Genomic DNA, 19,620 nt, shown 5'->3' on the forward strand with positions numbered 1-19,620 from the left:
CATCTATCCATGCTGGACAGGGGGGTCGGCGCTGCTGCGGCGTTCCAGCATCAGCACGTCCCGCCACACGCCGCGATGGCAGCCGAGGCGTTCGCGGGTGCCGACCACGCGGAAGCCGAGCGCCTGGTGCAGCGACAGGCTCGCCGCGTTCTCCGGGAAGATCGCCGACTGGATCGTCCACACGCCCGCGTCCTCGGTCGCGGCCACGAACGCCGACAGCAGCGCCCGGCCGATGCCGTGCGCCTGGCAGCCCGGATGGACGTAGACGCTGTGCTCCACGACGCCCGAATAGACCTGCCGTGAGGAGACCGGCGAAGCGGCCACCCAGCCCACGGCCTCCCCGGAGTCGACGTCCACCGCCACGTAGCGCAGGTGCCGCAACCTGCCGGCGTTGAAGCCCTCCCAGCTCGGCGCGACCGTCTCGAAGCTGGCCTCCCCGGTGTCGAGGCCCATCTGGTAGATCGCCAGCACCTGTGGGGCATCGGAGTCCCGCATCGGCCGGATCTCCAGACCGGGGCCCACGGGCGGCTTGACCGCCTGGATGATCGGGCTGGACACGTCCTGACCGTGATCGGTCGCGGGTGCGATCCGGATGCTGACGAACCCGGCCGCCGCCAGGAGGGTGACCGCGTCGGTGACCGCATCGGCGGTCATGGCGGCGGTCGTGGCGGTCATCCCGAAGCGGCCGCCCGGCCGCAGCACCCGGAACGCCTCAGCCACCGCCTTCTCCCCGCCGTCGGGCAGGCCGCCGCAGACGACGACGTCGACCGACTGGCCGGGAAGCGGGATCCCTTCGACGCCGCCCCGCAGGAACCGCACGTTGCCGAGCCCTGCCCGCGCCGCCTCCCGCCGCGCCCGCTCCATCCCGTCCGCGCCGCCGTCCAGCCCGTACGGGAGGCCGTCCGCCATCACGTACGCCGTCCCGTACGGACCGACCCGCTGGGCCGCCGGCAGCACGTCGAAGCCGCCACCGGAACCGAGAACGCCGCCGCCGGAGCCGAGAACGAGCACGCTCTCCCCCGTCCGCGGCAGCACGCCTCCCTGCCCGTCCGCGCTCTCCTCACCCATGACCGGCGTCCCTTCACTCACAGGCGGGCGCGGCGGGCACGGGATTGCCCATGACCACGTCGGCCGCCGTAGGGAAACAGCTCACGCAGGCTTCGTTGATCCGGTAGAGGCTGGACGTGCCCTGCTTGTCGACCAGCACGAACCGCACGTCGGCCAGAATCTTCAGGTGGTGCGAGACGGTGGACTGGCCCACTCCGGAGGCCAGCACGATCTCGCCCACGCTCATCGGCGCCCGCCTGCGGGCCAGCAGGGAGACGAGCTGGATGCGCGTCGCGTCCGCGAGCGCCTTGAACCAGCTCGCGTACTCCTCGGCCTCGGCGCGCGGCAGGGACTCATCGTTCGTGTTCATCGAACATCGACGATAGACGATGAAGCACGGGAAGGGAAGACCGGCTCAGTGCTTCTTGCGGCGCAGTTCTTCGACCAGTTCGGCGTACTCCGCTTCGGAGGAGGCGAACTTCGTGATTCCGTTCTTCGGGTCGGTGGTCACGTAGTAGAGCCAGGGTCCGGAAGCCGGCTTCAGCGCGGCTCGGATGGCCTTCTCCCCCGGGTTGCCGATGGGACCGGGCGGCAGTCCGGCACGCCTGTAGGTGTTGTACGGCGACCGGCTCCTGAGATCCTCGCGCCCGGCGCGGGCGCCGTACTTGCCCAGGCCGTACAGGACCGTGCTGTCCATCTGCAGAAACATCTTCCGGTTCAGCCGGTTGTGGATGACCCGGGCGATCTTGGGCATGTCCTCGTCCCGGCCCGCCTCGGCCTGGACGATGCTGGCGATGGTCACGATCTCCAGCGGCGTCCTGCCGGCACGCCTGGCCCCCTCGACCAGGCCGGCGCCGTCGGCGGCCACCCCGAACCCGGCCACCATCGCCCCGAGGATCTCACCCGCGCTCGCGGTGGGCGCGAACGCGTAGCGCCCGGGGAAGGCGAACCCTTCGAGCCTCCCCCGCGCGTAGGACGGCAGCCCGAGCGCGCTGCCGTCCTTGGCAGCCTTCTCGAACTCCGCCACCGGCCTGCCCGTGCGCGACGACAGCATCTCGAAAAGCCGCGCGACCCGTACCCCCTCCACCACCGTCACGGTGACAGCCCGCGGGGCCTCGGACGCCGCGTTCAGCGGCCCGGCGACGGCCTCACCGGGGGCCCGCGACGACATCCCCTGCACCACGACCACCGATCCGACGGCCAGCGCGGCGACGGCTGACGCCGCCACCAGGGCGACGCCGCGGCGACGAGGCCGGGAGCGGTCGTGGGCCACCAGGAACCGACCGGGCGTGGGCGGCCGCTCCTCGTCGGCCATGTCGGAGAGCGTTTCACGCAGCAGGTTCTCGAGGTTCATCGGAACTCCCTCACAGTGGTCAGTTCAGGCGCCGTCTTCTTCAGGCGTTCCAGCGAGCGGTAGATCTGGCTGCGTACCGACCCCACCCTGACGCCGAGCAACCGCGCGATCTCGGTCTCGGAGAGGTCCTCGAAGTAGCGCAGCACGAGCATGGTCCGCTGCCGGGGCGTGAGCCGGGACAGGGCCGCGCGCATCACCAGGCGAAGATCCACGACGTCGGCGTGCCCGTCGCCGCCCTGGTCAGGCAGCCGGCCGGTGGACACCTCCGCGACACGTGAGCGCCGCCGCCACCAGCTCACCTGCTCGTGGTACATGGCCCGGCGCACGTATCCCTCGATGGCGCCCGGATCACGCAGACTGCGCCACTTCGCGGCCGTCTTGACCAGGGCCGACTGCACCAGGTCCTCGGCGGCGTGCCGGTCACCGGTCAGCAGGTACGCCGTACGGAACAGCGCCCCCGACCGGTCGACCACCAACTGCCGGAAATCCGCCTCAAAGCCTGGATCCACCCGTCCTCCTCGCGACATTCACCGGCAAGGACGCGAGCGGCGCCTCGATCTATGCCTGAACCGCCCAGATCGCCGCCAACCGGGCCCTCACCCTTCCCGGCTCCTGTACGTGGCCCGCAGCTCGACCAGCTTCTCCCTGGCCACCTCGTCCAGGGCCCGGCGCTGCTCCGGGTCCTCCTCCCAGGTGGCCTCCGCGCACAGGACCCTCGCCGCCTCGTGCGGCTCGGCGTCACGCACCACGTACCAGACGGTGTCGCCGGTGCCGCGCCTGTCGTGATCGCGGCGCAGGACCGTGACGATGCCGGAGACGAGGATCTGCCTGGTCCACGGGTTCCTGGCCAGAACCTGCCGGTCCACGGTCAGCCCGCCGTCCATGAGCTCGCCACCGAGCAGGTCGTCCTCCCACCGCCACACGCGACGGCTCACACCCGGTGACACGTACGGGGCGCCACGACCTTCGACGGGCACCGAGAACGTACGGGCGCCGCTGCGGCACAGCTCCTTGGCGATGCGCTCGCCGTCGGCGTACTCACGCAGCCGATCCTCGCCCGGGTCCTGTCCGGACAGCGGGCCGAGCCGCGCCTGCTCGGCGTAGTAGCGGTCGACCAGCGGATCCGTGAACCGCCCCGCACGCGCCCGCGGCGGGGTGCAGGAGGCCACGGTGAGATCCGCGCCGTCCTCGATGTCGAGCCCGCCCCCGCGCAGCAGCTCGTGAACGGTGACGCCCGCCTCCTCGGCCTTACGGCTCACCCTGCGCAGCCATCCGTCGAACGTGTCCAGATCCGGGTCCGGGCGCAGCGACGCCCAGTCCGCCACCGCCGAGACCGGCACCGGCGCCTCCCGCCGCGCCGGCGGCTGCACGAGCTGCTCGGGTTCGAGGTCGATCGAGTAGTACAGCACTCCCCGCGCGATATAGGAGAACGGCGCCGCATGCGTGATCGGGTCGAAGACATCCCGGATCGGCCAGATCCTGAGCAGCCACGCCTCCTCACACTCCCCCGTGCCATGCCCGTCGCCCGGCCGCGGCTCCCGCAGGTACATGCGCACGCCGTACTCGAAATGCGGCGGCCCGATCAGGAAGTCATGCCCCCTGCCGTCCATCATCGTGACGATCGAGACCACGCCGCTCTCCGCGACGAACGTCGCCGAACTGACCGGCGTCCACGAGTCGTCCGCGGGCTCCGGCTCGGCGTCCCACGACTCCAGCCGCACCCCGGCGATGAAGTGGTGCATCTCATCGGTGGGCGAACCCCACGACGGCAGGTCGGTGCCGTCCAGCCCGAACGTGTCGTACTCGACGTAGACCTCGTCGTCGAGCGCCCGCAGCAACTGTGCCATGCCCACGCCTTCGCGTTGTCGGTGATCACCCTGGCTCGGCGGAGTATGGCTCACCGCACCGACAATCCCCGCCCGCGCTGCGCCGTTGCATACACTCGGCCTCTTCCGCCGGGCACCCGAGGAGCGTGACCGCATGAGGCATTACAGGAACGGCCGTGCTGCGTCGGTCGTCGCCGGTGCGTACGCCGGCCTGGTGCTGCTTCTCGGCGTGGCTTCCGCGGTGATCCCGCTGACCGTCCAGGACCCGATCCTGCTGTCCGGCGTCGCGCTCATGCTCGTCACCTTCCCTCTCGGGCCGATCGTCTGGTGGGGATGGGACCTCGTCCCGCCGCAGATGGCGAACCCCGTACTGCTCATAGCGATCCTCACCGGAGCAGGCCTGCTGCAGGCCTACCTGATCCGGCGCCTCATGCGCGGTCCCGCCCGCCCCCGCCCGCCGGGGCTTCGGAACGGGTCGGGCCGGCCATGAAACGCAGGCCCTTGCCAGCCAGACGCTCAGGCAGCTCCTCCGGACCTCGCGGCGCGGTGTCAGGCAGCAGGTAGTACTCCTCCAGGATGGCGCGGGCGGTGTCGTCGTCGCTCACCGCGCAGTCCCACACCACCTGCTCGCCGTCGAGCGTGACGTCGAAGGCGAAGAACCCGCAGCACGCCTTCTCCAGCGCCGCCAGATCCGGCCAAGCCGAGTTCCTGGATGGCGTGCAGGCGGCCCAGCCATTCCGACAGCTCGCTGAGCTTGTTGAAGTTCAGCTTGAGGTGCGTGAGAGTGGTGTACGCGGCCAATTCTGCCGGCAGGCCGCGGAGCTCCAGGGTGGAGAGGTCCAGGACGGGAGCGCCGTCGAAGCCGGGCGTCCAAGATCTCTAAGTTCACAAGAGGCTCACAATCAGGGAGCTCCGATCGCCGCGGGCGCCGGGTGGGGTCGGCGGGAAGCTCGTGGCACGAAGCGGGCGCGACCGGTCGGCCTGGTAGTGCGTCATGGGCGAGCTCCCTGTTCCTGGGCAGCGGGCGCGGCGGCAGGGCGGCGGCGGTCGTGCCGCAGCGCGTAGAGGGCGATGAGCAGGCCCGTGACCGTGAGGGCCGCGGCCACCGGATAGAGGGAACGCGGCCCCGGCCCGTCGATGAGCCGCCCGCCGAGCCATCCGGCGATCGCGGCGGCGAGCTGGAAACCGGAGGCGTTGACGGCGACCGCCAGGGTGGGCGCAGCCTGCGCGGTGGCCACCACCCGGGTCTGCATGCCCGGGATGATGGCGAACGCCAGAACGCCGAGCAGGAACCACAGCACGGCGGCCGCCCCCTGATGCCCGCTGACCAGCCAGCCCAGGGCCAGGGCGCCCGCCAGGACGGCCAGCAGAGCGGCGAGCGAGGGCAGGAGCGCCCGGTCGGCCAGCCATCCGCCCAGGAAGTTGCCCAGGACGGCGCCGGCCCCGTACACCAGCAGCAGCGCGGGCAGCGCCGTGCCGGGGAAGCCGCTGACGTCGGTTGCCAGGGGCGCCATGAAGGTGAAGACGGTGACGACGCCCAGGTTTCCGGCGGCGGTCAGCGCGATGGCCAGGATCACCTCCCGGCTGGTGAAGACACGCAGCTCGCCGAGGAGCGAGCCGACCTGCGGCGCGGGCCCGTCGGGGAAGGACCGCAGGACCATCATCAGGGTAGTGGCGCTGAAGACGGCGATCGCGGCGAAGGTCGCCCGCCAGCCGAGGCTCTGACCGATGAAGGTGCCCAGCGGAGTCCCGGCGATCATGCCCAGGTTCATGCCGAACGTCAGCCGGGCCACGGTCGAGGCCTGCCTGCCCGCCGGAGCGGTGGACACGGCGGTGGCGACCGCGACGGCGAAGAAGGTGGCCACCACCAGTCCGGCGACGAAACGCCCGGCCAGCAGGATCGGATAGCTCGGGGCGACGGCTGACATGGCGTTGCCGGCGATGGAGGTGACGATGAGCCCGACGACGAGCGGCCGGCGGGGCAGCCGTGCGGTCAGCGTCGTGATCACCGGTCCGCCCAGGATCATGCCGATGGCGTAGGCGCTGACCAGCAGCCCGGCGGCCGGAACGGAAACCGACAGGTCGCGTGCCACGTCGGGCAGGATCCCGGCGATGACGAACTCCCCGGTGGTCAGGCTGAAGACCACGAGCATGAGTGAGAAGACCAGAAGCGACATGGAGTTCATCCCTGTACAGGCAGGAGCGCATCAGCGTTTCCGCGCCGCCTCATCGCCGTGATCCGCCCCGCAGGTCGGTTCGACGCGTGCCGGCCAGAAGGGGCTCGTCGGCGAGGTAGGGCGGGGCGGGCTCGTACTGGATCTCGCGGCGGACAGCACGCGCGTGGTCTCGGCCATGGAGGCGGCCGACGAGCCAGAGCGCGGCGTCGATGCCGGCGGAGACGCCCTGGGTGGTGAGCAGGTTGCCGTCCACGACGTAGCGGGCGTCGCGGACGACGGTGACGTCCCCGCGCGCCTGGAGGGTGTCCTCGTAGTTCCAGTGGGTGGCCACCCGGCGCCCGCGGGCGGGACCGGCGGCGTGGAGCAGGAAGGCGCCGGTGCAGACGCTCATGACCCAGGAGGCCTGCTCGGCAGTCTTGGCGATCCAGCCGGTGACGGCCGGGTTGTGCGGCTGGATTTCCCGGGCGCCGCGCCCGCCCGGGACGAGCAGCACGTCCAGCGGCGGGTGGTCGCCCAGGGTGCGATCGGGCCCCACATGCATGCCCTTGCTGCACCGGACCGGGTCGGGGTGCTCGGCGATGAGCAGCGCGGTGTCGATGCCGCCGCGCAGGATGGCCGAGGTGGTGAAGACCTCCCAGGGGCCGGCGAAGTCGAGCTCTTCGACGACGTCGAAGATCAGCAGTCCGTACGTGGTCACAGGTGTTCTCCCGTCGTGGTTCGGAATCGGTCGCGGTGGTCGGAGGGCGTGACGCCCCGGCAGCGGTGCAAGCCGCGCCGCAGGGTCTCGACGGTGCCGAAGCCGTAGCGGCGGGCGACGACACCGAGGGGTTCGCCGCCGTACTTCAGCGCCCGCTTGGTCCTCCTCCACCCAGGCCGGCGCGAGGTCCATGCCCGTGGTCGCCCCCGCTGCGGATCACGGGTGACCGTGGCGGACGAAGGCGGCGGGGTACTCCCGCGCGAGCCGTAATCACGAAGGCGATGCGGTGTGGGTGCACGGCACCACGTTCCGGCCCAAGGATCGATGGCGTCAACGACACATACCCCACAAATCACGTCATCCGCCTCCCCCGCCGGTGCCCACCAAGGCCGAATTACCTGGGCAAACGCCGACACGGCGGCTGCGATCCTCGGCTTTCAGAAAGACTGAAGGCCCTCTGAGCTTCAGGCTGCCTGATGGTTGGAGGAATTCATGATCTGTACTCGATCAGCTTTGCGGCCGGGAGCGTGACGGCGTGCGCATCCTGCGGATGGCGGCCACCGCCGAGGCCGTCTCGCTCACGATCCTGCTCATCAACCTGCTCACGCTCCACCTCGAAACGATCACGAGCGTGGCGGGGCCCGTGCACGGCCTGGCCTACGTGACCGTCATCGCCGCCGCCTCACTGGCGCGAACCCCGTCCGGCGTGCGCCTGCGCGCCCTCATTCCAGGGGTGGGCGGCCAGCTCGCCCTCCGTCACCTACGCGCCACACAGAATGGATGATCTCCGTGGACGACGGACTTTCTGCCCTTACCCCATACCGGTCCCTTTGCCCTCGAAACAGCCTCAGCGGGCAGCCCTTCGACCGGCGTCGTTCGCGCCGGACAGACCTGTTCGGCTGGCTGCACCGCCATCGCTTCACCGTCACCGGCCCCACCGTGGATGAGCATCCAGTAGACGCCGTCGGCACCCGCGCCGTCATCCTCGAAGTCCCCCTGCCCCCACAACCACCAGGGCCACCCCCACCTGCTGACTCCTGACCGTGACCCCCGCGACGGCGCCGGCCCGCCAGGACCCCGCGCGCCACCGCCGCATAGCCCGTTCGCCCAGGATTCATGCGCTTCGACCTGCAAATCTGCCGCTCAGAGCTGTATCTGCCTGCACACCCCGGAAACGCAGAAGAGGCCCCGAAGGGCCTCTGAACTGCTGTTACTGCTGGCGGCAGATCACTTCGTACGTGACCCAGATCGAACCGGTAAGACTGCTTACATGTGAGCTTGCCTAGGCGATGACGCCGGTCCACATGCTCGCGGCGTTCCTGTAGACCACGTACAGCTCACTGTCGAAGTACGGCGATATGCCACTGTCATACCGGTTGTCGCCATCGGTGTCGGAGACGCTGACAGTGATGCCGTTGAGATGGCCGGTGCGGCTGCCGCTCGCATAACCGGTCAGCCACGAGGACCCGAGGGAGCCTTCCGCGGTGAACGGGGAGTTCGCGCCGATGGGACGGTCGGCCCGGAAGAGCCTGGTATTCATCGCGAAGGTCGAGCCTGTTGACCGTTCGAGCGTCTCACCCGTGTAAGGCAGGCTCCCGTCGGGATGGGGACCGGCGGGGTAGCCGAAGACGTCGACCGTCGGTGCGAGCGGCTGGTTGATCGTCATCCCCTGGGCGCCGACGTTTTCGGCCAGCCTGCCGACGTTGCTCAGCACGCCTGGAGAGGCGAGGACGACACCGCTGTACACGTTGGCGAAGGCGTAATCGCGGTCGAAATCCCGAAGGCCCTCGAAGTCATGGTGAACAGAGGCCCGCTTCCCGACATACAGACCGAAGGGGATTTGACCATCGGAGTAGCCGGGCACGAAGACCCACTTGCCGAGCGAGCCCATGGGAGCCTCGATGTCCAGCAGGCAGTGACCTGCGGTCGCGACGAGGTTCCGATACAGAGAGTTCACCACTGTGCCGGTGCACCAGTGCGGCTTGCCGTCGCTGCCGATGAAGAACACCCGACCGGAGGCAGCAGGCGCCGACCCGTCAGGCAAGGTCGGCCCTTCCAATGGCGGGATGGAAGCCGGAGGACCGCCCGGAACGATGTCCGTGGTCAGGCGTTCCCCGCCGGCCGTGGTCTGCACGGCGTACGGCGTGGCGTTCCTCAGGTTGGCGCCCCCGTCGTTGAGCCAGAACTTCGCGACGTCCTGAGCTTCCGCCGTCGTCTGAGCCAGCGGTTCCGCCCACACACTTGCTGCCTGTGCCGGCCCAGGAGCGACTGCGGAGCCCAGCACGCCCAAGCCAATGCCTAACGCGACCAGTGCACGCCGCAATGTGAATCTCCGTTCGGTCAGGGGCGTCATCGCGCCCCGCCAGGGTGGAGCGCCGACCGATCGACCGGGCCGGCGCGGACACCAAGATCGTAAGGACGATTCTGGCCGCATCCTAGAAGTTTTGGATCACATGTTCGATACAATGGCACTCGTCTTGCAAGACGTCTATCTATAGCCGGGTGCGACGACCTGCCTCGGCCACCTCGACGCCATCCAGGACGACACGGAGACGAAACCCACGCCCACGGAGCCAGAACACCGAACGTCGGAGCCCCAGCGGCAGAGCATGTCAGGCCATGGACAGCCACACGGACGGTCTAGGAGGCTCGCGGGCCAGACGAACCGCGCAGCGCAGAGATCGCCGCCCCAAGCACGGCGAGTACGGCACACGCGTCCGTCTCGGCGGCGACCGTCCCCCACGACATCGGCACTCACGAATCCCGGAATCAGTACCAGGGCGTCCACAGTCCGAGCAGGATGCGTGAACGCGGACACGACGAGAAAGCCCGTCCCCGCGTTTCCGCTGCTACCAGGCCCCTTCCTGCTGTTGTGGCGGGAGCAAGGTTCGAACTTGCGCCCTTCGACCCGCCCGATGGTGTGCTCAGCTTTGCCCGGGTCGTCGGGCGTCAAGATGATCAGGTCCTGCCTCAGCCTCCTACGGCCGATGCGACGGGCAGGGCTTCGCGATCAACCTGGAGCTCCGAGGCACCAGAAAATCTAGCCGGGCCGTCTTCGCACTGGCCGAGAACCTGACGGGGATCAAGCTGACAGCACAGCTGCTGGAGGAGTCGACCTATCTCTGTGCGGTCACGCCGAGCAGGGGCTGAGCAGATCATGGCCTCCGACCAGGAGAAACGCCCCGAGATCCATACTGGACATATTCCGGGACCTTCGACAACAGCCCGCTCACGGCGGCATCCGGCTGCATGACCCCTGAAACGCAGAAAGACCCCGAAGGCCCTCTGACCTGCAGCTACTGCTGGGGGCAGGCGCAAGGTGCGAATTTGCACAGGCTGAGCCGACGGTTTATAGCTCGTGACCTGTCGGGCAGCAAAACGGTCTTCCACCAGTGATGCGAGCGTGCATCTCGGTCGTGTAGCCCGTGATCATTGCACGTGTATGGCACGGCGGTCCGGGTGATGATCCCTAACAGGCCCGCCTCCGAGGAGCAGCTACTCAGGGGGTTCGGGCTTACTGTTCTTCGAACCCTACGCACAGTTCAGACGCCGCCCAGACTTCGGAGCATCCTGTGCCTGACGACGTGACAAGTCATGAGACGCCATACCTGCGACTTCAGGTCGACTACGTCGGTCGTTTGGGGGTCGAGGTCGGCATCTTCGTCGCCGTCGACCACCTGCGACGCAAGAACTTGCTCACACCGGAGGAAGAAGAACTCTACTTCGACATCGACGACTGGTTCCGCGAGCACCTGCCCGAGCCGCCGTTCTATGCCGATGGGAACTCCATCGGCGCGATCACGTGGTTCAAGAGCGCCCCCACGGGCGCGATGCTCGCCCGTCTGGAGCCGTTGCGAGATCTATTGACGGTGCACGGAGTGCGATGCGACCTCGTACGCGCGAGCGACCCCGGCAAACTGATCTACGAGGACGAGTACCAGGTCGGCGTGATTCCCAGGATTAGAAAGCCGGTATCACCACTGCCAGCTGGTGTCACGCTTGGACCGACCACCTCGGGTTCCAAGCGGCACCTTGCCCGCCAGGCACCGGAAACCAGCTGACCCGATGGACTTGCCTCGGTTCGGAAGCGGACCGTAACCACGTTGTCCGGTGAGCCGTGCCGAGGAACGAAGCACGGATAGACGATCGCCCCCAGCTTTGTGCGGTGGCCCGCCATGCAGAGGCGGTCGTGAGGGCTGTATCTGCGCGGCGGCGTGGCAACCACGGCCGAGGCGTTCGGTCAGTACGGTGAGGCCGTGCGGCGCCCGGCCCGCAGACCCGCGCCGTCCGGAACCGGCCTCCAGGCCGCACTCCCGGACGGCGGGCGGGCGAAGGGCCGGGGGTACGGCGGCGCGCCGCGCCGCCGCTTGACGCACTTGGCGGCATCTCGCGCCGGACGTTCTACCGCTGGCGTGAGATCGGCAAGGCACCTCAGGGCTTCAAGCTGCCCAACGGAGAGATCCGTATCTATCGCAGGGAACTCACAGCTTGGCTGGAAGACCTCCGGGAGGCGGCGTGAACACCTGCTACGACGTGAAGTTCTGGCCGATCACCCGGAACGAGTCCAGCAAGACGCCGTCCTTCGTCGCCCGGGCCTTTCGACGTTGAGAGGCGGCAGCATCCCACATACAGCCCCGATCATGGGCGCCCATCTGAGGAAACGCCCCAGATCCATCCCGCGTATATCCCGTGACCACCGACAAACGGCCGCTCAGGGCTGCATCTGGTTGCACACCCCTGAAACGCAGAAGAGGCCCCGAAGGGCCTCTGACCTGCAGCTACTGCTGGTGGCAGGTGCAAGGTTCGAACTTGCGTAGGCTGAGCCGACGGTTTTACAGACCGCTCCCTTTGGCCACTCGGGCAACCTGCCGTGCCATCCGCTCTCGCGGCGACAGAAAGAAGGATAGCGGACTTCGGAGGTGTACGTGACACCGGTTTGTCCCGCGCCGGATCTTGGCCTGGCGCACCGCCGAAACCCGGTCGGCCGGGCGACCCGGGGACGGGGGCCGGGGTCGGATCCTGCACGGCGGGCAGATGCTGGCTAGGCTCATCCGCTGGGCCCGTGTTCACCGGGCACGGAGGCAGATGTCCCAGATGACACCCAGCAGCTGAGAGGATGTGCGCTTTGGCCGATTCATCTTTCGACATCGTCAGCAAGATCGACCGGCAGGAGGTCGACAACGCGCTGAACCAGACGGTCAAGGAGATCGGGCACCGCTTCGACTTCAAGGGGACCGGGGCGGCCATCAGCTGGTCCGGGCAGAACAACATCGAGATCAAGGCGAACAGCGAGGAGCGGGCGAACGCCGCGCTCGACGTGTTCAAGGAGAAGGTGGTCAAGCGCGGCCTGTCTCTGAAGATTCTCGATGCGGGCGAGCCGAAGCTGTCCGGCAAGGAGTACCGGATGCTGGTCAGCCTCAAGGAGGGCATCGACCAGGAGCAGGCGAAGAAGATCTCCAAGCTGATCCGCGACGAGGGGCCCAAGGGGGTCAAGGCGCAGATCCAGGGTGAGGAGCTTCGGGTCAGCTCGAAGAAGAAGGACGATCTTCAGGACGTCATTACCCTGCTCAAGGGTAAGGACCTGGACATCGCCCTTCAGTTCGTGAACTACCGCTAGCGAGGGTGGCAGAACGCGCTGCCCGGTGGGGAGGCGCGTTCCGCCCAGCGAGGTCTTTCCGCCAGCGAGGTCTTCCCGCCCAGCGCCCTGGCGGCCCCTTCCCGCCTACTGGCCTGTCGATGCCGTCCCCGCCTCACATCATGGCCGCCGCATCATGGCCGCCGCCCGCCGTACCGCCTAGGCAGGCTGCTTGGGGGCTGCTCGCATGCCGATGTACGCGCACTCGGTGCCGTCCGGGAGGGTCGCGAAGATCACCGGCATCCAATCGTCGCTGAACGACGCGCCGGCCGCCTCGGCGGCGAAGACCGTGTCCGTCACGGGGACCAGGTCCGCCTCCAGCGGCGGGGAGAAGTTCTTCATCCCACCGACGAACTCATACACAAGGTGCCCATCAGCATCAACGGTGATATCCACCCCCTCACGCTGATATTTCCCAGCAAACCGTGAAAAATCCACCGCGACCGGCTCCACCGGCGGCCCGAACGGCTCCGGCATCCGCACCCCCGCCAACTCCCCCAGCAGCTCCGCGAACAGATCCGCGTAGAGCCGCCGCGCACCCCCGCCGTTCGTCAGCAGCGCCACGGCCACCCCGGCCCCCGGAACCACCCGAAGGTACGCGTACTGCCCGATGGACGCCCCATCGTGGCCGAACCCCGGCACGCCGGACCAGTCGTACAGCGTCCACCCGAGCCCCCACGCGTCGGCGCTGACGGTCCACTTGTCCGGCACCTCGACCTCGCGCCGCTGCATGGCCGCGACCGTCGCGGGCGCCAGCACGCCGGCGCCGCCCGCGACGTGCATGCCGGCCAGCCTGACGACGTCGCCCGCGGTGGCGATGACCCTGCCGTACGGGCCCGCTGACCTGGGCATGAGATCCCAGGCGGGGGCGGGCTCCGGGTCGGCGCCGAGGTGGCCCATGGCGGCGCGGAACCGCAGCGCCTCCTCGGGCAGCGTCATCGTCCTCGTGAGCCCGAGCGGGGTGAGGAGCCGGTCCTTCAGCGCGTCGTCCCAGGTCTGGCCGGTGAGCACCTCGACGATGCGGCCGAGCACGTTGTAGCCGACGCTGCTGTACGAGACCGCGATCCCGGGCGGGCAGTCGAGCGCGACGCCCCGGGCGGCTCGGACGTAGCGGGCCAGGCAGTCGTCACCCCGGCCGCCGTCGTAGGTGAAGTCGCAGGTCAGGCCGGAAGTGTGGCTCAGCAGCCGCCGAGGGGTGATCAGCGGGGTGGCCGCCGGGTCGGCGGTGGCGAAGTCGGGCAGGACGTCCAGTACGGGCGCGTCGAGGTCGAGCGTGCCGGATTCGGCCAGTTGCATGATGAGCGTGGCGGTGTAGACCTTGGCGATCGAGCCGAGCTGGAACACCGAGTCGGTGGTCGCCTCCACGCCGGTGCCCAGGTGGAGCAGGCCGCTGGCCAGTTCGTGCACCTGGCCGCCGGTGAGCACGGCCAGGGTCGCGCCGGGCACGCGGTGGGCGGCACGCAACTCGTCGAGACGAGCCTGCCAGCGCGCGTGGTCGAACTGCTGGGCGTTGTCGAAATGCTGGGTGCGGTCGAAACGCTGCGCAATCATGAAATATCCCCCCAAGGGCGTCAGTGAGTGGCGGTCAGTTCTTCCGTGGAACCAGCGGAGGCCGCCGCCGCGCCCCGGCGGTCCCGTAGCAGGGCGAAGGCCAGGACGGCGGCCGCCAGCGCGCCACAGGCTCCCGCGACGAAGCTCAGCGACATGGCCCCGGTGAACGCCTCGCGAGCGGTGTCCACCAGCCCGCCGTCGCCGGTGCGGGCGGCCACGACGAGCGCGTCGCCGATCGACCGGCGCGCCTGCTCCGGCGCCGATTCGGGCATGGTCGCGGTGAACGTCCCGGCCAGGACGCTGCCCAGCGCCGCCACGCCGAGCGCCGCACCCGCCTGCTGGACGGTGTCGTTGAGCGCCGAGCCGACCCCGGCGTGCTCCGGCGGGACGGCGCCCATGAGCGCCGCGATGGCCGCCGGCTGGGCCAGGCCGCCGCCGATCCCGAACAGCACCAGCGCGACCGCCACCATCCCGAACCCGTCGTCGGCCGACAACGTCGCCAGCACCGCGAACCCGGCGACCAGCACGAGCAGTCCGGCCACGGTCAGCGGCCGGTTGCCCAGCCGCTGGCCCAGGGTGGCCGCGACGGCGTTGACGAGGATCACGGCGAGCGCCATCGGCGCCATGGCGAGCCCGGCCTGGGTGGGCGTGAAGCCGAGCACGAACTGCAGGTACTGGGCCATGGCCAGCAGCAGCCCGCCGTTGCCGATCTGAACGAGCACGAGCGAGAGGCTGCCGCCGCTGAAGTTGCGGTCGCGGAACAGGTGCAGCGGCACCATCGGGTACGGGGTCCGCAGCTCCCAGATCACGAACGCGGCCAGGCCCAGCACGGCCGCGGCCAGCCCGGCCAGGGTGCCGGGGTCGCCGAGGCCGCGGTGCGGCAGCTCGATGATGAACCAGACGAGCGCGGTCAGCCCGGTCACGGACAGGATCGCGCCGATCGGGTCGGGCTTGCGCCACGGCCCCTTGGACTCCGGCATCCAGGCCAGGGCGGCGGCGATGGCGATGACCACGACGGGGACGTTGATGAGGAACACCGATCCCCACCAGAACTCGGCGATCAGCGCGCCGCCCACGACCGGGCCGCCGACCAGGCCGACCATCAGCACGGAGCTCCAGATCGACATGGCCCTGCGCCGTTCGCCGTCGTCGAAGACGGTGATGAGGATCGACAGCGTGCTCGGCATGACGAGGGCGCCGCCGATGCCCATCAGCACGCGTCCGGCGATGAGCTGTCCGGGGCTGGCGGCGTACGTGGCCAGCAGGGACGCCACGCCGAAGAGCACCAGGCCGATGATCATGACGCGGCGCCTGCCGTAGCGGTCGGAGAGGCTGCCGGCGGTGAGCAGGAGCCCGGCGAAGACCAGGATGTAGCCGTCGATGATCCACTGGATGTCCTGGGCGCCGGCGCCCAGGTCCTCGGTCAGCGGCGGGATCGCCACGGTGAGCACGCCGTTGTCGACGACCAGGACGAGCGTGCTCAGGCAGAGCACCAGCAGGATCAGCCAACGCCGTGGATGACGCTCCATCAGGAGCACCCCCTTCTGATTGAACGGTGTGCAGTTAGCATTGCACAGTGTTCAATTCTTGCACAACGTCCAATGACTCGCACAGTGTGCAAACGCTCGCTAAGCTGGGCGGGAGAAGAGGAGGACGCCTTGTCCGAACAGCAGCCGTACCCCTCGGTGTGGACCCGGCCGCGCCGCGCGCGACGCGAGCAGCCATCACTGAGCAGGGAGCAGATCGTGGCCGAGGCGCTGCGGCTGCTGGACTCCGAGGGCATCAGCGCTCTCAGCATGCGGCGGCTCGGGGGGCAGCTCGGCTCCGTCGCCACCGCGATCTACTGGCACGTGGCCAACAAGGACGAGCTGATCGAGCTGGTCGTCGACGAGGTGTTCGGCGAGATCGAGGTGCCCGTAGCCGACGATCCGGCCGGCTGGCGGGAGGCCGCCGCCACGCTAGCGCGCGGCTGGCGCGACATGATCCTGCGGCACCCGTGGACCGTGCACGTGCTGGACGAGGTGGTCTCGTCCTTCCACGGGCCCAACAGCCTGCGACTGTCCGATGAAATGCTCGGACTGTTCGAGAAGGCGGGGTTCGACCTGTTCGAGGCCGATCGCGCCGGGAAGACCCTCATCTCGTACGTGCTGGGCATCGCGATGAGTGAGGCAGCGGCCCTGTCCAGGATGGCGCGCGACAACCGGAGCGAGCACGAGTGGATCAAGGCGCTGTGGCCGTCCGCCGACGAGGCCGCGCGCGACCATCCACGGATCCGCGCCCTCTACACCGCCTACCGTGACACCGATCCGGCCAAGAACCGCGAAGACAGCTTCACGTACGGGCTCGACCGGGTTCTCGACGGCATCGAGGCGCGGCTGCCGCGGTCGTAAGCTTGGCGGACGTGACGATGATCCCGTTGCGCCGCTTCACGGCGCGCGTCCTGCCTCTCGACGATCAGGGCAGGGTGCTCCTGCTCCACGGGTTCGATCCGGCGCGGCCGGACGAGCTGTTCTGGTTCACCATCGGCGGGGCCGTCGAGGAGGGGGAGACGCTGCCGGAGGCGGCCTCGCGCGAGCTGTTCGAGGAGGCGGGGCTGCGGGTGCCGGCCGACCGGTTCACCGGGCCCTACCGGACCGAGACCCGCGAGTTCACGTTCGGCCGCTACGCGATCACCCAGGACGAGACGCTCTACGCGGTCCGCGTCGAGGCGGTCGAGGTGTCGTTCCAGCACATGGAGCCGATCGAGAAGGACACCACGGTCGGCCACCGCTGGTGGAGCGCCGGCGAGCTCGACGCGACGCGGGAGACGTTCTACCCGGAGGACCTGGCCGCGCTGCTGCGCAAGATCACGACGGCCGGAGCACCCGCGTAGCGCCCGCGATCAGCGCCGTCGCCAGGATCCAGCCCGAGATGATCAGCCCGTACGCGAGCCCCTGCGTCCACCCCGCCGGGTCGAACTGGTCCCGCTGCCCGAACGTCGACAGCGGCAACAGCAGGTCGAAGGTGTAGGCGAACGAGTCGAACACCGGGCTCTCGCCGGGCTTGACGGCACGCGGCGGGTTCAGCCCGAACACCACCGTGCCCAGCACGAGCAGCGCCCCGAACCACACCGCCGCCAGCCAGGGCCGGTAGCCGTAGCCGACCGTGGCGTCGAGCAGCCGTCCCCAGAACCGGGTACGCGGCCCGCTGATCCCCCGCAGCCCGCGCATCTTGGCGAGCTGGGTGCGGCGGGCCAGCGCGTCGTTGCCGCCGCGCATGTACCAGTCGGCCAGTTGCTCGTACGGTTGCGTCCGGAAGCCCTCCGGATCGCGGCTCACCCACTCGATCCGGCGCGCGAAGCCGTGGCCGCGCAGGCGGTCGTACGTGAGCCCGTTCAGCCGGAGCTTGTCCGGCCAGGTGGCGACGTCGTCGTGCAGGGTGCCCACGGTGGAGTGGGCCAGCGTCACCACGCCGTCGATCCGCTCGGCCGGCTTGATGAGGAACTCGCGCGCCTCGATGTGGCTGGCGTGCAGCGCGTACGTGGTGTCGGGGCTGCGGACGACGCCGCGGAGCGAGAACCGGCCGTTGATCCGCGAGCCCCGCAGCCGCAGGCAGCCCAGGGCCAGGAAGTCGCCGGTGCAGCTCATCGAGTCCTCGACGACCAGGCCGTCGGCGACGAGCGCCTCTTCGCCCGGATTGCGGAGCTTGGCGTGGTCCAGTTGGAAGCCGCCGTTGAGCCGCGCGCCGACCAGGCGTACGGCGCCGGAGAAGTCGGCGTTGCGCATGTGCGTCACCGAATCCACCACCATGGCGTCGGCGTAGAACGCCGGATCCCCCTCGGCGGCGACCACCTTCGTCCCGGCCAGCCACAGCCCGGTCTCGAACTGCGCGCGAGCCACCCGGACCGTGCCCTGGACGTACGAGCCCGACAGGCTCAGATGGCCGGCCACCCGCATGCCGCCGCCGCTGAAGCCGGGTAAGCGGCAGTCGGTCAGGCGGATGATCCGCGTCGTCGTGCCGCCCATGAGGACGGGATCGTCCAGGTAGCAGCCGTGCAGCACCAGCTCGTGGTCGACCGTGCCGCCGACGATCTCCAGCGGGCCGGTGATCCGCGCGCCCGTCAGCCGCACCGCCGGGACCGTCCCCGTGCCCGTCTCGCGGGCGCCCAGCAGCAGCTTCGCGATCACCTCGGCGCGTACCGTGCGCTCGGGACCCCAGGTGTGGCCGTCCAGGGGCGCGTTGGCTCCGGCTGAACAGTCAGGGCCCGGCTCGAAAGGGGCGAACGTCACCATGCGGCCGGTCGGGAAGGCGTCCCAGAGCTTCCGTTCGGCCTCGGTCAGCCGTGAAGATCGTCGCATGGCCCCGATTCTCGCGTCAGCGGCGGTAGCCCGCCATGCGCTCCAGCCGGGCCACGCGCTCGGAGGTGGGCGGGTGGGTCGAGAACAGGCGGCCCAGGCCGGCGCCGCTGAACGGGTTCGCGATCATCAGGTGGGAGGCCGAGGTCAGGCGGCTGTTCTCGGGCAGCGGCAGCCTGCGCGCGCCCATCTCGATCTTGCGCAGCGCGGAGGCCAGCGCGAGCGGGTCACCCGTGAGCCGCGCCCCCGCCTCGTCGGCCTGGAACTCGCGGCTGCGGGAGATCGCCATCTGGATCATCCCGGCGGCCACCGGGCCGAGCAGCATCATGAGCAGCGCCCCGACGAACCCCGGGCCCTCGTCGTCATCCGACCCGCCGAAGAACACCGCCACATAGCTCACCCAGGTGATCATCGTGGCCAGGGCGCCGGCGACGGACGAGATCAGGATGTCGCGGTTGTACACATGGGACAGCTCATGCCCGATCACGCCCCGCAGCTCGGCTTCGTCGAGCAGCTGGGTCAGGCCGTACGTCACGCACACGGCGGCCCGGCGCGGGCTGCGGCCGGTGGCGAACGCGTTCGGCTGCACGGTCGGCGACACGTACAGGCGGGGCATCGGCTGGCGGGCCTCGGTGGAGAGCTCTCGGACGATCCGGTAGAGGGTGGGCTGCTCGACCTCGCTGACCGGCCGGGCGCGCATCGCCGACAGGGCGATCCGGTCCGAGAAGAAGTAGGCGAAGCCGTTGGTCACCAGGGCGAGCACGAACGCGATCTGCAGACCGGTGCCGCCGCCCAGCCACGCGCCCGCGGCGAGGATCAGCGCAGACAGGCCGCCGAGCAGGATCGCGGTGCGCAGACCGTTGTGGTGCAAGGTTCCCCCCTTCGTGGTCCGGGTTCACCTGGTACAACGACGATGCCCTGCTCCAGCGTTCCCCGCCGCCCCCACCGGTCACGCACGAGACGAAACCCTGCGTAAGGGCCGCCCCTCGGGCGAGCGTG

General features: G+C 69.6%; 19 protein-coding genes, 1 tRNA gene and 1 pseudogene. 8 read left to right on the forward strand and 13 right to left on the reverse strand.

The genetic code is table 11. The features are described 5' to 3' along the window. Window positions 1-3: 3 nt before the first annotated feature. The 5 genes from AB0G11_RS07395 to AB0G11_RS07415 form a co-directional block, all read right to left on the reverse strand. On the reverse strand, window positions 4-1,068 hold the full coding sequence (locus AB0G11_RS07395; RefSeq protein ID WP_357584566.1) for a GNAT family N-acetyltransferase: 1,065 nt from the start codon (window positions 1,066-1,068) through the stop codon (window positions 4-6). A gap of 13 nt (window positions 1,069-1,081) precedes the next feature. After that, window positions 1,082-1,417, reverse strand: a complete 336-nt coding sequence (locus AB0G11_RS07400) for a metalloregulator ArsR/SmtB family transcription factor (protein WP_219509257.1) — start codon at window positions 1,415-1,417, stop codon at window positions 1,082-1,084. 45 nt (window positions 1,418-1,462) lie between these two features. Beyond that, entirely contained in the window at window positions 1,463-2,401 is a 939-nt protein-coding gene (mltG, locus tag AB0G11_RS07405; RefSeq protein ID WP_357584568.1) for an endolytic transglycosylase MltG, read from the reverse strand. Continuing rightward, window positions 2,398-2,910 carry a SigE family RNA polymerase sigma factor gene (locus AB0G11_RS07410; protein ID WP_357584570.1) on the reverse strand — a complete coding sequence of 171 codons (513 nt, stop codon included), beginning with the start codon at window positions 2,908-2,910 and terminating at the stop codon, window positions 2,398-2,400. The genes mltG and AB0G11_RS07410 overlap by 4 nt, the downstream gene beginning before the upstream one ends. A gap of 87 nt (window positions 2,911-2,997) precedes the next feature. Continuing rightward, the gene (locus tag AB0G11_RS07415) at window positions 2,998-4,248 is read right to left on the reverse strand and encodes a hypothetical protein (RefSeq protein ID WP_357584572.1); all 1,251 of its coding nucleotides are present in this window, start codon (window positions 4,246-4,248) and stop codon (window positions 2,998-3,000) included. Between the two features lie 133 nt (window positions 4,249-4,381). On the opposite strand from AB0G11_RS07415, the gene AB0G11_RS07420 reads away from it, so the two are divergent. Next, window positions 4,382-4,717, forward strand: a complete 336-nt coding sequence (locus tag AB0G11_RS07420; protein ID WP_357584574.1) for a hypothetical protein — start codon at window positions 4,382-4,384, stop codon at window positions 4,715-4,717. A gap of 502 nt (window positions 4,718-5,219) precedes the next feature. Here AB0G11_RS07420 and AB0G11_RS07425 read toward each other — a convergent pair. Both AB0G11_RS07425 and AB0G11_RS07430 read right to left on the reverse strand, forming a co-directional pair. After that, on the reverse strand, window positions 5,220-6,404 hold the full coding sequence (locus tag AB0G11_RS07425) for an MFS transporter (protein ID WP_357584576.1): 1,185 nt from the start codon (window positions 6,402-6,404) through the stop codon (window positions 5,220-5,222). Window positions 6,405-6,453: 49 nt separating this feature from the next. Then, entirely contained in the window at window positions 6,454-7,101 is a 648-nt protein-coding gene (locus AB0G11_RS07430) for a DJ-1/PfpI family protein (RefSeq protein ID WP_357584578.1), read from the reverse strand. A gap of 535 nt (window positions 7,102-7,636) precedes the next feature. Between AB0G11_RS07430 and AB0G11_RS07435 the strand changes: the two genes are divergently transcribed. Next, window positions 7,637-7,885, forward strand: coding sequence for a DUF3817 domain-containing protein (locus AB0G11_RS07435; protein ID WP_357584580.1), 249 nt, complete (start codon window positions 7,637-7,639; stop codon window positions 7,883-7,885). A gap of 498 nt (window positions 7,886-8,383) precedes the next feature. Here AB0G11_RS07435 and AB0G11_RS07440 read toward each other — a convergent pair whose 3' ends face one another. Further along, window positions 8,384-9,340, reverse strand: a complete 957-nt coding sequence (locus AB0G11_RS07440; RefSeq protein WP_357584582.1) for a hypothetical protein — start codon at window positions 9,338-9,340, stop codon at window positions 8,384-8,386. A 776-nt stretch (window positions 9,341-10,116) separates the two neighbouring features. Here AB0G11_RS07440 and AB0G11_RS07445 point away from each other — a divergent pair. The 3 genes and pseudogenes from AB0G11_RS07445 to AB0G11_RS07455 form a co-directional block, all read left to right on the forward strand. Then, window positions 10,117-10,251: a DUF6461 domain-containing protein gene (locus tag AB0G11_RS07445; RefSeq protein WP_281427200.1), complete on the forward strand. Its 135-nt coding sequence runs from the start codon at window positions 10,117-10,119 to the stop codon at window positions 10,249-10,251. 422 nt (window positions 10,252-10,673) lie between these two features. Beyond that, complete coding sequence (locus AB0G11_RS07450) at window positions 10,674-11,162, forward strand: hypothetical protein (RefSeq protein ID WP_219509274.1); 489 nt, start codon at window positions 10,674-10,676, stop codon at window positions 11,160-11,162. A gap of 305 nt (window positions 11,163-11,467) precedes the next feature. Continuing rightward, window positions 11,468-11,620, forward strand: a pseudogene (locus AB0G11_RS07455) (helix-turn-helix domain-containing protein); the annotation flags it as partial. A 266-nt stretch (window positions 11,621-11,886) separates the two neighbouring features. Here AB0G11_RS07455 and AB0G11_RS07460 read toward each other — a convergent pair. Beyond that, a tRNA-Tyr gene (locus AB0G11_RS07460) sits at window positions 11,887-11,971 on the reverse strand. Between the two features lie 246 nt (window positions 11,972-12,217). Here AB0G11_RS07460 and AB0G11_RS07465 point away from each other — a divergent pair. Continuing rightward, window positions 12,218-12,718, forward strand: a complete 501-nt coding sequence (locus AB0G11_RS07465; RefSeq protein ID WP_219504645.1) for a YajQ family cyclic di-GMP-binding protein — start codon at window positions 12,218-12,220, stop codon at window positions 12,716-12,718. 177 nt (window positions 12,719-12,895) lie between these two features. On the opposite strand, the gene AB0G11_RS07470 is transcribed toward AB0G11_RS07465, so the two are convergent. Both AB0G11_RS07470 and AB0G11_RS07475 read right to left on the reverse strand, forming a co-directional pair. Further along, window positions 12,896-14,287 (reverse strand): serine hydrolase domain-containing protein, encoded by a 1,392-nt coding sequence (locus tag AB0G11_RS07470; RefSeq protein WP_357584584.1) that lies wholly within the window; start codon window positions 14,285-14,287, stop codon window positions 12,896-12,898. 20 nt (window positions 14,288-14,307) lie between these two features. Further along, complete coding sequence (locus tag AB0G11_RS07475; protein ID WP_357584586.1) at window positions 14,308-15,816, reverse strand: MFS transporter; 1,509 nt, start codon at window positions 15,814-15,816, stop codon at window positions 14,308-14,310. Window positions 15,817-15,945: 129 nt separating this feature from the next. On the opposite strand from AB0G11_RS07475, the gene AB0G11_RS07480 reads away from it, so the two are divergent. Beyond that, window positions 15,946-16,677 carry a TetR/AcrR family transcriptional regulator gene (locus AB0G11_RS07480; RefSeq protein ID WP_357584588.1) on the forward strand — a complete coding sequence of 244 codons (732 nt, stop codon included), beginning with the start codon at window positions 15,946-15,948 and terminating at the stop codon, window positions 16,675-16,677. Between the two features lie 17 nt (window positions 16,678-16,694). After that, on the forward strand, window positions 16,695-17,159 hold the full coding sequence (locus tag AB0G11_RS07485) for an NUDIX domain-containing protein (protein ID WP_357584952.1): 465 nt from the start codon (window positions 16,695-16,697) through the stop codon (window positions 17,157-17,159). On the opposite strand, the gene AB0G11_RS07490 is transcribed toward AB0G11_RS07485, so the two are convergent. Continuing rightward, a complete protein-coding gene (locus AB0G11_RS07490) occupies window positions 17,134-18,624 on the reverse strand; it encodes a hypothetical protein (RefSeq protein WP_357584590.1) in 1,491 nt (496 codons plus the stop codon). The two genes, AB0G11_RS07485 and AB0G11_RS07490, sit on opposite strands and share 26 nt — an antisense overlap. 16 nt (window positions 18,625-18,640) lie before the next feature. Next, the gene (gene htpX, locus AB0G11_RS07495; protein ID WP_219504636.1) at window positions 18,641-19,492 is read right to left on the reverse strand and encodes a zinc metalloprotease HtpX; all 852 of its coding nucleotides are present in this window, start codon (window positions 19,490-19,492) and stop codon (window positions 18,641-18,643) included. Window positions 19,493-19,620 lie beyond the last annotated feature (128 nt).

This window comes from Nonomuraea sp. NPDC023979 (assembly GCF_040639085.1).
GTDB lineage: Bacteria > Actinomycetota > Actinomycetes > Streptosporangiales > Streptosporangiaceae > Nonomuraea > Nonomuraea ceibae.